At 36.1% G+C, this 12,407-nt stretch carries 10 protein-coding genes; 2 read left to right on the top strand and 8 right to left on the bottom strand.

Annotated features, from left to right (window positions below):
* Positions 1-205: 205 nt before the first annotated feature.
* From GJU43_RS09325 to uvrC, 3 genes are all read right to left on the bottom strand, one after another.
* Positions 206-2,494: a patatin-like phospholipase family protein gene (locus GJU43_RS09325; protein WP_154340497.1), complete on the bottom strand. Its 2,289-nt coding sequence runs from the start codon at positions 2,492-2,494 to the stop codon at positions 206-208.
* Between the two features lie 75 nt (positions 2,495-2,569).
* Positions 2,570-3,070, bottom strand: a complete 501-nt coding sequence (locus GJU43_RS09330; protein WP_154340498.1) for a hypothetical protein — start codon at positions 3,068-3,070, stop codon at positions 2,570-2,572.
* 4 nt (positions 3,071-3,074) lie between these two features.
* On the bottom strand, positions 3,075-4,874 hold the full coding sequence (gene uvrC / locus GJU43_RS09335; RefSeq protein WP_154340499.1) for an excinuclease ABC subunit UvrC: 1,800 nt from the start codon (positions 4,872-4,874) through the stop codon (positions 3,075-3,077).
* A gap of 136 nt (positions 4,875-5,010) precedes the next feature.
* Here uvrC and GJU43_RS09340 point away from each other — a divergent pair, with 136 nt between their 5' ends.
* Entirely contained in the window at positions 5,011-5,991 is a 981-nt protein-coding gene (locus tag GJU43_RS09340) for a succinylglutamate desuccinylase/aspartoacylase family protein (RefSeq protein ID WP_154340500.1), read from the top strand.
* Positions 5,978-6,547 carry a 5-formyltetrahydrofolate cyclo-ligase gene (locus GJU43_RS09345; RefSeq protein ID WP_154340501.1) on the top strand — a complete coding sequence of 190 codons (570 nt, stop codon included), beginning with the start codon at positions 5,978-5,980 and terminating at the stop codon, positions 6,545-6,547. Before GJU43_RS09340 ends, GJU43_RS09345 begins: the two co-directional genes overlap by 14 nt.
* Positions 6,548-6,654: 107 nt before the next feature.
* Here GJU43_RS09345 and GJU43_RS09350 read toward each other — a convergent pair whose 3' ends face one another.
* The 5 genes from GJU43_RS09350 to GJU43_RS09370 form a co-directional block, all read right to left on the bottom strand.
* Positions 6,655-7,404 carry a tetratricopeptide repeat protein gene (locus tag GJU43_RS09350; RefSeq protein WP_154340502.1) on the bottom strand — a complete coding sequence of 250 codons (750 nt, stop codon included), beginning with the start codon at positions 7,402-7,404 and terminating at the stop codon, positions 6,655-6,657.
* 62 nt (positions 7,405-7,466) lie between these two features.
* Positions 7,467-9,215 (bottom strand): BatD family protein, encoded by a 1,749-nt coding sequence (locus GJU43_RS09355; RefSeq protein ID WP_154340503.1) that lies wholly within the window; start codon positions 9,213-9,215, stop codon positions 7,467-7,469.
* Positions 9,216-9,327: 112 nt separating this feature from the next.
* Entirely contained in the window at positions 9,328-10,098 is a 771-nt protein-coding gene (locus tag GJU43_RS09360) for a tetratricopeptide repeat protein (RefSeq protein ID WP_154340504.1), read from the bottom strand.
* A gap of 131 nt (positions 10,099-10,229) precedes the next feature.
* Entirely contained in the window at positions 10,230-11,267 is a 1,038-nt protein-coding gene (locus GJU43_RS09365) for a VWA domain-containing protein (RefSeq protein ID WP_154340505.1), read from the bottom strand.
* 138 nt (positions 11,268-11,405) lie between these two features.
* The gene (locus tag GJU43_RS09370; RefSeq protein ID WP_154340506.1) at positions 11,406-12,407 is read right to left on the bottom strand and encodes a VWA domain-containing protein; all 1,002 of its coding nucleotides are present in this window, start codon (positions 12,405-12,407) and stop codon (positions 11,406-11,408) included.

Consider the following 12,407-nt stretch of genomic DNA (forward strand, 5'->3'; position numbering starts at 1 on the left):
TCAATTAGATAATTTATAAATTAGATAATTAGAAAATGTAAATTGTGAACAGATAATCAGCTCATTTTCTAAGTTGGCTAATTATTCAATTCGATAGCATTACTCCGGGTTTCTCTTCATGAGAAATTGAAGATACTCCAATAAACCTGTCCATTTTGTTTTCATTATAACAAATGTCGTAATTTTTATTGATTTAAATTACAAATTAAAATAAAAATCCGATACTAAACCAGGTAAAACTTTTTGACATTTCCGGAGACCAGGAATGTTTTACCTCAATTGGGCCAATAATGGTTTCCAGTCCGTAACCTACGGCATATCCCGAATATTTAGGCATTGAGATCCAGTCTACCGTGGTAAAAATGTCTTCACCCAGATTGGCATAATTGGCCGATATATTGACGTGATTTTTTTTAAAAATTTCGTAATCCAGCGTAACGTCGGATTTAATGTAGCTGTTTCCGGCAATACTTAAAAAGTCGTATCCGTAAAAATAATTAAAGTTGTTTATTTTGCTGTAACCATAACCTCCAAGTATAAAATTAAAAAACGGAACGCTGTCGCTGCCAATATTAAATCCGGCATCGGCTCCAATTTTGAATGTTGCTCTTCTAAAAAGTTTGTTTGCAAATGCAATTTCTGCCTTTGCGACTGAGAAAGGCTTAAATTGTTTCGTGTAATCCGACGAAGCCAGATAGGTTTGTAAACTGGATGAAAAATACAATCCTGAACGGGGGAAACTTTTGCTGTCGAAGGAATCGTATTTTAAATAACCAAAAACGCTCAGATAACTGCTTCTTTCAATAATGTTCTCTGCATCGGAAAGAGTTGGAGAATCTATTTTTAAGAATTTGTATTCCAGACCGCCGCCCATAAGAAACTTTTGTACAAAAATGGTCTGGAAATAGGCCTGATTAGTCAAATCCAAAAAGTCAACATTAATCATGTTTACATTTTCAGTATCGAAATTACTGATGTTGGTCGTAACATTGCGGTTAAACTGACTTAATTTGGACTGAAACCCGAAGCTGATATTGAAACCATTTTCTATATAATAATTGAAATCGTATCTGAAATTATCTCCTAAAATGATGTCAAGAGAGGTAATGTCATTTTTTAAGAAAGTTTTTTTGTGGGTAAGGTTTAATAAAATTCCGCTTTTGTAAAGCCCGTCATAATGCAATCCGAGTTTTAAAAAAGTCTGTGTCGGATTTTCCTGTAACACAAGGTCTAAGTTATCCTGATTACCATCAGGCTGCAGGCAATAGGATATCGTGCTAAAGTTTTGCGTAGCATTCAGATTGTTTATTCCGGTTTTGAGATCCTCATAAGTTATGGTGCTTCCGGGTTTAAAACGAAGTTTACCACGAATATATTCACGGGTATAATTATCTAAGGGATCGCTGTTGATTTTTTTAATCTCAATGGTATCCGTGCTTACTTTTAGCTTTGGTTTTTTATAAAAATGCTCTTCATCTGTCAATGATTTGATTTTTTCATAAACAGCAAAAGCAGCTTCTTCTCCTTTTCGGATTATTTCTTCCCCTTTGTCAAATGAAATGACGCCATAATCCCGAATGTCCGGTTTTATATAAACATCAGTATCTTTTATCTTGCTTTTCATTTTGTCAATCGACTGCATATTGGTGATCTGTACCAGTATTCGGGTAGCATTTTTAAGTCCCTTTCGATTTAATAAATCGTCCTGTACATCGACACCAATTATAATATCGGCACCCAGATTTCTGACTTCTTTTATCGGATAATTGTTTACAACCCCTCCGTCGACCAGTAATTTTCCGTCAATTTCTACCGGAGTAAACAACGACGGAAAAGCGGCACTTGCCATCATGGCCTGAACGAGATTACCTTTGTTCAGTAAAACTTCTTCGCCTGTTTCTATATTGGTTCCGATACATAAAAACGGAGTTGGTAATTTATTAAAATCACGAACATGACGCACATTTCGGGTCAGGCTGCTCAATAAATTGTAATTGTACATTCCTTTTGAAAGGGCTTCCGGAATCCCAACTCTGAAATTACTGAAAGGCAAAACGATAGCATATAACTCATCATTTTTTTTGCCATAAAAGTTTTTCGAGGAACGCGGAATGTAATCGTTTATTAATTCGTCAAAATTGGTTTTTTTAAAAATAGAATCAATCTGTGAAGCATTGTAACCGGAAGCGTAAAGTCCGCCGATAACAGATCCCATGCTGGTTCCGCCGATATAGTCAATTTTGATTCCGGCTTCTTCCAAAACTTTCAGAACCCCAATATGAGCAAATCCTTTGGCGCCTCCGCCACTTAGAACCAAACCAATTTTTGGCCTTCTTACACTGTCTTGTTTTTTATCTTGGGAAAAAGAATTTAGGGAGAATAGTATAGCAAATAGTACAACGTATGCGTTTACGCCCCAGGTGGAAATAGAAAACTTGGAGAGAAAAAATCCTTTTGATTGTATATCTTTAAAGGACAGCTGGATAAGGCTCATAGAATTAGCTGGTTTGTTCTGTAAAAGTCGGAAATATTATTGAACTTTTCAGGTCAATTTTGTTTTTTAATAACATTATTTCTTCGTTAATATCAGATTTTGGTTTTTGTCGAATTTCCAGTTATCGGTGTGCCATTTTGCTCCGCCCCGACAGCTGGATTGAAATGTTTTTCTTTTTTTATTTACTCGTACATCACAAAATTCATCGCATTCCGGATTGGAGTTCAAAGGGATTTTTAATTTTTTGAATTGTTTATTTAAAGGGTTGTAAATAAATATTTGATATATCGTGTAAACGCCCATTCCGTCATCTGTTCTATAGACAGCAAAATCGGTATAACCATCAAAATTGTAATCTTCTGTTACCAAATGCATCTCTTTATCGGTGATGGATGTTTCGATAGCATCTATACTTTGCGTTTTATTATTTTTAGAATTAGTGATTTCTAATTTTTCAAAAGCATGGACCGCATTAATTTTGATTTGGATATTGTCTTTCTGCTGAAATGCAATGTTCTTCTGACTGTAACAATGACAGGAAAAGAATGTTATAAGGCTTATACAGAATATTCTCATCGGATCAGGATTGATTATTATTGTAAAAGGACATAATTTTTTTTGCTTTGGATGGGCCTACAACATCTGCTATTTCTTTTTCTGAGGCTAACTTTAATCGCTTCACACTTTTGAAATGTTGTATTAAGGTAAGCATCGTTTTTTCGCCAATTCCGGGAATGCCTTCCACAGAAGAGTTGAGCGCTGCTTTGCTGCGTTTGTCGCGATGAAAAGTAATACCAAATCGGTGCGCTTCATTTCGCAACTGCTGGATTACTTTTAAGGTTTCCGATTTTTTATCGAGATATAACGGAATCGAATCTCCGGGGTAAAATAACTCTTCCAGACGTTTTGCAATTCCGATGATGGCAATTTTGCCACGCAATCCCAGTTCGTCGATACTTTTTAAGGCAGCAGATAATTGTCCTTTTCCACCGTCAATAATGATAAGCTGCGGTAAAGGTTCCTTTTCGTCTAATAACCGTTTGTAGCGGCGATAAACGATTTCGGTCATCGAAGCAAAATCGTCAGGGCCTTCCACTGTTTTCACATTAAAATGGCGGTAATCTTTTTTGCTGGCTTTTCCGTCTTTAAAAACAACACAGGCTGCCACAGGATTGGTTCCCTGAATGTTAGAGTTATCAAAACATTCTATATGACGCGGCTCAACCGGCAATCGCAAATCTTTTTGCATTTGCGCCATAATACGATTGGTATGGCGATCGGGATCTACGATCTGCAATTGTTTGAGTTGTTCTATTCGGTAAAATTTTGCGTTTCGAATGGATAAGTCCAATATCTGTTTTTTGTCCCCAAGCTGCGGAACCGTTGTTTTGATATTTTCTCCCAGATCAATTTCAAAAGGAACAATAATTTCTTTTGACAATAGATGAAAGCGTTCGCGAAGTTCTATTATCGCAAGTTCCAGTAATTCCTCGTCACTTTCGTCCAGTTTTTTCTTTATTTCTAAAGTGTGTGAACGAATAATCGATCCGTGTGAAATCTGTAGAAAGTTGACATAGGCCGCGCTTTCATCCGATACAATCGAAAAGACGTCAATATTGGTAATTTTTGGATTTACAATAGTGGATCTCGACTGATAATTTTCGAGGACTTCAATCTTTTCTTTTATTTTCTGGGCCTCTTCAAAATGTAAATCCTGAGCATATTTATTCATTAAACGTTTGAAGTCTTTCATGCTTTCCCTGAAGTTTCCTTTCAGGATTTCGCGGATAGCATCGACTTGTTTCTGATACTCTTCCAGGGATTCCAAACCTTCGCACGGCCCTTTGCAATTCCCGATATGATATTCAAGGCAAACTTTAAATTTTCCTGAATTGATATTGGATTGGCTTAAGTCGTAATTGCAGGTACGAAGCGGATACAATTCTTTAATTAAATCCAGAATAGTATGCACGGTTTTAAAACTGGTATAAGGACCGAAGTATTCCGAGCCGTCTTTGACCATTCTTCGTGTCGAAAATATTCTTGAAAAAGGTTCTCTTTTAATACAGATCCAGGGATAACTTTTGTCGTCACGCAATAATACATTATAGCGCGGCTGCAACGTTTTGATTAAGTTATTTTCTAATAAAAGGGCATCGCTTTCAGTAGGAACGACAATGTGTTTTATCGTTACGATTTTCTTAACCAGTACGTTGGTTTTTGCTGTATCATGAATTTTATTAAAATAAGAAGAAACCCTTTTTTTTAAGTTTTTTGCCTTTCCGACATACAATATTTTATCGTCTTTATCATAATATTGATACACCCCGGGATTGTCGGGCAAGGTTTGAATTTGGAGTTCTAAAGACGGTTTTGACATTCTGTTTTGTTTCTGAAGAGACTGAAAAAGCTTTTTCAAAAACGATTCTGATTTTGATAATAAGCTTAACAGTGATTTAGTTTCAAATTTACGAAATCAAAAGAATAATTTCTATATTTAGATTTTATAATTCTATATGAAAAATAACAAAACCATGCTTATTTTTGGCGAGTCGATTTTGCCGGGAGAAAATAGAACCATAAACGTCGAAATTGCTAGATTGCATACCACTACGAAGCTCAATATTCCCGTTATTGTTCGTCGTTCGAAAGTAGAAGGCCCGGTAGTTTTATTCTCGGCCGGAATTCACGGAGACGAAATAAACGGAATCGAGATTGTGCGTCAGCTCATTAGCAAAAAGATCAACAGGCCCACGAGAGGAACTATTATTTGTATTCCGATTATTAATATTTATGGTTTTGTAAATAAATCCCGGGAGTTTCCGGACGGAAGAGATTTAAATCGTGTTTTTCCCGGAAGTAAAAAAGGGTCGCTGGCAAGCCGTTTTGCTTTTCATATTGTTGCGGAAATTTTGCCTATTATAGATTATGCGGTCGATTTTCATGCCGGTGGAGCGAGCCGTTTTAATGCCCCTCAGATCAGAATCACCGAAAATAATCCTGAACTGAAACTTTTGGCGGATGTATTTAATGCCCCGTTTACTTTATATTCTAAAAATATTAATGGCTCTTTTAGAAATACATCCGAAAAAGCAAATGTAAAAATGCTGCTTTTTGAAGGAGGAAAATCATTGGATATCAATAATGATATTGCCAATGAAGCCGTAATGGGAGTAAAGCGTTTGTTGCATTATTTGAACATGCTGGATCCCAAACAAGTTGTGGAAGAAGCCGAGGATCCGTCCATCTATATCAAAAATTCGGTTTGGTTAAGGGCCAAGTGTTCCGGTTTATTGCATGATTTTAATATGATTGGCCGATTTGTAACAAAAGGAACTATTCTGGCCATAATTACAGATCCGTTTGGTAAATTCGAACAGAAAGTAAAAGCACCTCATGATGGCTTTGTTATTAATGCCAACCATTCGCCAATCGTTTACGAAGGCGATGCGATTTATCACATTTCTAAAAACGCTACTGAAAATGCCGACGAATAAAAAAGAATTACGACTCCACTATAAGCATCTCAGGAAACAGCTTTCGGCTGATGACATCGAAGAAAAAAGCCTGATGATAGCCAATAATTTACTACAGCTGCCGATTTGGAATAAAACGTATTATCATGTTTTTCTTCCTATTGAGGAGCAAAAAGAAATCAATACCGAATATATACTGCACTTGCTTTCGGGAAAGGATAAGGAAATTGTGATATCTAAAAGTGATTTTGAAACCCGCGGTATGTCTCACTTCTTATTAACGGACAATACCAAAATAAAGAAAAATGAATATAACATTCCCGAACCTGTAAACGGATTACCTGTTGCTTCGGAAATGATTGAAGTGGTTTTTGTGCCGCTTTTGGCTTTTGATCTTTTAGGAAATCGTGTGGGTTACGGAAAAGGATTCTACGATAAATTCTTAGCAGAATGCAAACCGGAAACCATGAAAATCGGACTTTCTTTTTTTGAAGCTCAAAACGAAATTGAGGATGTTTTTGAGTTAGATATAAAATTGGATTATTGTGTAACGCCTGAGAAAACGTATGCGTTTTGATTAAAACCCAAGCAAGAAATCCCGAGTAAGAAATCAAAAAAAAAATTCCAAATTCCAAAATCTAAGATTGGAATTTGGAATTTAGCTTTTGGAATTTTAAAAGAATCCTATTGTTTTACTTCTTTGATAGTCGAACCATCGATCCAGCCTTCAGTGCCGTCTGTCAATTCAATTTTTTTCCATTGTCCCAGAGTTTCTGTAACGTAAACTTTTGCACCTTCGTGTAGTAAAATAATAGCCGAACCTGCCTTTTGCGGTTCACTTCTCACTTCGCTGATTTCGGCAAAAACAATTGCCGGGCGATCGTTATCAAAATGATCTTTTTCAGACATTCCGGCAGCAACACTTAAAAGTAATACCACCAAAAGAATAAACATTCCGATGAAGTAGATTCTTTTTGAAAGGGTGAGCTGTGAGAAATAGTATCCGATAAAGCTCAGTAAAAAAACAAAAGAAATGGCAACAGAAATCTTTGCCCAGGTATTGTAGTCAAAAATCCCTGTGAAGTTCTGGATCAGCTTGGCAAAACCAACTTTTGGTACTTCTTTTATTTCATCAATCGTAAGTTTTTTGGCGAATTTTAAATTATTTAAGGTTTGAGGATCATGAGGTTTTAAAACCAAAGCCTTCTCGTAATTGTAAATGGAAGGCGCAACCTTATTGAGTTTATAATAACAATTTCCCAGATTGTAATACAATTCAGCCGATTGCTGTTTGTCTTCTTTAATAATATTTTCATATTCCGCAATGGCCTGCTGATATTTTCCATTTTGGTATAAATCATTCCCCTTTTCAAAGCTGCTTTGAGCAAAGAAAACCTGAGAGATTAATAAAAAGAGATATAGTATATTTTTCATTTTATTTTCTTTAAACCTGACAGGTTTTGAAAACCTGTCAGGTTTGATTTTAGGATTTAAATTTAAACGATCTGCTTTTCTAATTCTGAAATAATCAAAACAGCTTTGTCGTAGTCCTGCTGAATCGATGCACTTGATGCCGGAGCATAACGGGCAAATTCACAGTTTTCAGTTAAATCAATAAAACTCTGAACGGTTTCCGGATTCGCACTTCTCGATAATAACACTTCCCGGATATTGTCTTTACTCATTTCGGAAGTTTCAATATGTAATTTGGCTTTCAGGAAATTATGCATCGCTTTTTCCAGTGCAATGTAAAATGGCTCTTTATTATTTAGCTGTTTTTTAGCTTCGGATAAATATTTTTTAGCCAGTTTATTGTTCATTCTAATTCTGTTTCCGGTCACATCACTGTCAATGGCTTCTTTTTTCTTCTTAGCTAAAATAATAATTGGAATAATTATAAAAGGCAGTAACAACAATCCGTAATACAGATTCGATCCGTAAAAATCGTTTTTAGCGATCGAAAGTAATGTCGTTTTGGTTCTTATATATTTGAATTGTTCGGTTTTCGCTATAACATTTTTTGAGGCATTTGCAGCAGTATTCGCCTCAGCCTGCATTGGACCATCTAAAACATCAACCATAATTTCCTGAGAAGTAATAGTTTTATAAGAACCTGTACTCAGATCAAAATAAGAAAACTGCATTGGCTTTATGGCATATTTTCCTTTATACTGCGGGATAATAGTATACTTATCTGAAATTCTTCCCGACATTCCGGACAATGAAGTTGTTACTTTTTCGTCATGTACCGGATCATACATTTCTAATGCATTAGGCACTACCGGTTTTGGCAACGTAAATAATTTCATGTTTCCGGATCCTGTCGCACTTACAAATAAGTCCAGGCTTTCTCCGTTTTTCAGTGTCGTTTTAGAAGGCGTAACGGTAAAGTTGAATTTACCAACAGCCCCGCTGAAACCTTCCGGTTTGCTTGCTTCAGGAAGTGGTTTTACATTGATTGTTTTAGCTCCGGCCGAGACAATTTTGTTATCTTCAGATAATATCATCTGACCAAACATGTCGCGACGATTGGTTGGTAATTGTACCCCAATATCTAATGAAAGTGGTTCAATAGTAAGTTTTCCAGATTTCTGCGGATATAGAATTGTCTTTTTCAGGATTACGAAATAGCATCTTTGTCCATTATGAGTCCCTTCTTCTGTTGTCAGTCGTTGGATCTCTATATTTTGGTTCCAGAAATCATTGTATTTTGGTTTTGCCAGTTCCTTAAAACCGGTAACACCGATGTTATTAAAATATAATTTGTAAACGACTGTAATAGGTTCATTCAGATACGGATTCGTTTTCGAAATTTCTGCCACAAGATCCAGTGTCTCGCTTCCGGCACCCTGTGGTCTGTCGTTAGGATCTCTTTCCTGGGCAACAGCATTGGTAACCACTATTTTTATGGGAGCTGTTTTGTATACCTGACCATTAAATTCTATAGAGGCCTGTCTGATGGTAACCGTTCCTTTTTGTACGGGTTGTAAAATATAAGAGTATGCTTTCTGAAAAGAACTGCGTCCGTTTATCCAGGACTGACTTACCTGCTGACTTGGTCCTGCCACAACTCTGAATCCCTCAAATGCAGGCTGTTCAAAATTATCTCCATCAACATTCATGATAAAGTCAATTCGAAGTCTTTCATTTACTCCAAGCGTAGTTTTGGTTACTTTGGCTTCAAATTGAACCTGAGCCATAAGCCCTTGAAAAGTGAATAGTAATAAAATTAAATATCTTTTCATTTTGTTGTTTAATCGTTGTTTTGTTTAACTGTTTAATCGTTTATTGGCCTTTTGTCTAATGGATGGTATTCGATTATACAAATGAACGGTTAAAGGATTAAACCAAAAAGAACTACCAGTCTTTTTCAGTTTTCTTAGGACTTCCTTTTACTTTTTGCGCGTTAACTTTATCCTGAATTTTCTTTTCCTCGTTGTTAACAGCATCTAATAAATTCTGAACGCGTTCTTTTGAAATTCCTCCGGGCATTGGTTTTGGCTCTCCTTTATTGTCTGATTTATCATCTTTCTTCGGATCGTTTTTACCGTCTTTTTTATCCTTGTCCTTATCGCCCTTATCGTCTTTTTTATCTTTATCCTTGTCTTTGTTTTTATCTTTATCCTTGTCCTTGTCTTTATTTTTATCTTTGTTTTTGTCCTTATCCTTATTCTTGTCTTTGTTTTTATCGTTTTTCGGAGGATTTTCTTTTAATTTTTGTTTGGCGTAAGCATAATTGTAACGGGTTTCCTCATCGTTTGGGTCATTACGCAACGCTTGTTTGTAAGCTTCAACCGCTTGCGTATAATCTTTTTCTTTCATAAAAACATTTCCTAGATTGTGATAGGCTTTATGTTTGTCAGGTCTGGTTTTAGCATTTTTTATGGCTTTTGCATACGCCAGTTTAGCTTCAGAAGCCTGGTTTTGTCTGTAAATGGTATTCCCTAAGTTATAAGAAGCAACACCGCGTTTTGGGAATTTAGATTCCGAAATCCTGTAATTTGCTTCAGCGTCAACAAATTTATTCTGCTTATATTCTTCATTGGCATCAGGCAATGTCTTGTCTTTCTCCTGAGCCGAAACGGCTAAAGAAAACGTTAGTAAAATATAAAGAAGTAAATTTTTCATTCTAATTTTTTATTTTTTATTTGTCACGAATGACACCAATTATCACTAATCAGATTGTTTTTTTTGAATTTCAGAAAGAGAAAATTAAAAGGCTTCCTTTTTGTGAAAATTCGTTTCACGTGCTACTGATTTTAATGTTTCTTTTCGTTAAATAAATTCAACTCTTTTATCCAGCTTGTTTTTCTTTCTAAAAGGAAAATATCCAAAAACAATAACAGGAATGCAAACCCGATAAACCATTGAAATTGCGACTGAAAATCGGCCATTTGCGTCGCTTCAAATTCCGTTTTCTGGATGTTGTTCAGCGCATTTTTTACATATTCTAAAACTTCCTTCGTATTTCCGCCATACACATAGCCTCCTTTTGTAGCTTTTGCAATGGTTTTCAATCCTTCCTGGTTTAGTCTGGTGATAACAGTTGTTCCGTTTTGATCTTTTTGGTAACTTCTGACAACGCCATTTTCCTTCAGCGGAATTGTCGCTCCCTTTTCAGTTCCAACACCAATCGTGATGATTTTCATTCCCAGTTTATTGGCTTCTTCGGCAGCGGCAGAAGCGCCTTCAGAGTGATCTTCACCGTCAGAAATCAGGATCAGTAATTTACTGGTTTTGCTTTTTTCATCAAAATAAGTAGAAGATAAGCGGATCGCTTCGTCAAGCGAAGTTCCCTGAGACGAAACCATATCAGGAGTCATACTTTGCAGGAACATTTTGGCCACGCTGTAATCAGACGTAATTGGCAAAACCGGGAAAGCACTTCCCGCATAAGCGACGATTCCAATCCTGTCACTTCCCAGGTTGTTGATAATCTGAGAAACCAATTGTTTGCTTTTTTCTAAACGGCTTGGTGCCACATCTTCGGCAAGCATACTTTTTGAGACGTCAACCGCAAAAACAATGTCGATACCTTCACGTTTTACGGTTTCCATTTTGGTTCCAATCTTCGGATTCACTAATCCGATAATTAAACACGCAAGTGCCAAAAGCAGTACCGATATTTTTAATACAGGTTTGAAAACAGAACTTTCAGGGCTCAGTTTTTTCACTATTTCTATATCACCAAATTCGCGTTGCTTTTTTCTTTTCCAATACATATTGAAAAGAAAAATACACACCACAATCGGCAGTAAGAATAAAAGGTATAAATATTTTTTTTCGTCTAATTCCATATAATTTTTAAAATTCCAATCCTCATCGTTGAGGGGATAAATTCCAAATTCCAAACTTTTTGCCTTTATCTTCAATTTTTAAATCCAATTCAAATTGGAATCTGGAATTTTAAAATTGAATTTTTTTGATTTGAAAAATCAAATGAAGCTTCTGTAAACGGTATTTCTTAAACCAATTTCCAGCAATAGTAAAAAGGCTGCGAGTAAAACAAAACCTCTGTATTTTTCGTCATAATCATAGAACTTCAATTCCTGAATTTCTGTTGTTTCCAGTTTATTTATCGCACTGTAAATTTGTGCTAACCTGTCATTGCTTGTTGCTCTAAAGTAAGTTCCGTCAGTTTTTCGGGCAATGTTTTTCATCAATTGCTCATCGATCTCTACTTTTTGCATTTTAAATAAAAATCCTCCGTTTGGTGCGTAAGCGTATGGTGATTCCGCCATTCCGTTAGTTCCAAGGCCAATCGTATATACTTTTATTCCGTATTGTTTTGCAATATCAGCAGCTGTTTCCGGTTCAATAAAACCGGCGTTGTTTACACCATCTGTCATCAGGATAATAACGCGGCTTTTTGCTTTACTGTCTTTGAGGCGGTTTACAGCAGTGGCCAGTCCCATTCCAATTCCGGTTCCGTCCTGTAAAACCGTATCGTATTTAATTCCTTTAATGGCTTCTAAGATAATAGCTTTGTCACTTGTAACGGGCGTTTTTGTATACGCTTCTGAAGCATACAGGACCAGTCCGACTCTGTCATTTGGTCTCTCTTCAACGAAATCTGCCGCGACTCTTTTTAAAGCTTCCATACGGTTTGGCTTTAAATCTTTGGCCAGCATACTTCCGGAAACGTCAATTGCAATAACAATATCAATTCCCTTGGTTGTTTTTGTCTGATTGCTAATGTCTACTGTCCTTGGTCTTGCCAATGCAATAATTAAGGAAGATAATGCTATAGTTCTGAATACATACAAGCATGGTTTTAGTTTTGTCAATAGCGATTCACTATTTTTAAAACCCTGCGTTGAACTCATTTTTAGGGTTGCCGATTGTTTGTTGCGTTTCAGTAAAAACCAAATGATCACAATTGGAATTAATAAAAACAACCAAAAAAATTCCGGATTTAAAAAAGTTATCTTACTCAT

This window comes from Flavobacterium sp. LC2016-23, from assembly GCF_009674775.1.
In the GTDB taxonomy this organism is placed as follows: Bacteria; Bacteroidota; Bacteroidia; order Flavobacteriales; family Flavobacteriaceae; genus Flavobacterium.

Bases quoted from the DNA above. Each gene is read 5' to 3' on its own strand.
- GJU43_RS09325 (WP_154340497.1), bottom strand. From the start codon at position 2,494: ATGAGCCTTATCCAGCTGTCCTTTAAAGATATACAATCAAAAGGATTT.
- GJU43_RS09330 (WP_154340498.1), bottom strand. From the start codon at position 3,070: ATGAGAATATTCTGTATAAGCCTTATAACATTCTTTTCCTGTCATTGT.
- uvrC (WP_154340499.1), bottom strand. From the start codon at position 4,874: ATGTCAAAACCGTCTTTAGAACTCCAAATTCAAACCTTGCCCGACAAT.
- GJU43_RS09340 (WP_154340500.1), top strand. From the start codon at position 5,011: ATGAAAAATAACAAAACCATGCTTATTTTTGGCGAGTCGATTTTGCCG.
- GJU43_RS09345 (WP_154340501.1), top strand. From the start codon at position 5,978: ATGCCGACGAATAAAAAAGAATTACGACTCCACTATAAGCATCTCAGG.
- GJU43_RS09350 (WP_154340502.1), bottom strand. From the start codon at position 7,404: ATGAAAAATATACTATATCTCTTTTTATTAATCTCTCAGGTTTTCTTT.
- GJU43_RS09355 (WP_154340503.1), bottom strand. From the start codon at position 9,215: ATGAAAAGATATTTAATTTTATTACTATTCACTTTTCAAGGGCTTATG.
- GJU43_RS09360 (WP_154340504.1), bottom strand. From the start codon at position 10,098: ATGAAAAATTTACTTCTTTATATTTTACTAACGTTTTCTTTAGCCGTT.
- GJU43_RS09365 (WP_154340505.1), bottom strand. From the start codon at position 11,267: ATGGAATTAGACGAAAAAAAATATTTATACCTTTTATTCTTACTGCCG.
- GJU43_RS09370 (WP_154340506.1), bottom strand. From the start codon at position 12,407: ATGAGTAAGATAACTTTTTTAAATCCGGAATTTTTTTGGTTGTTTTTA.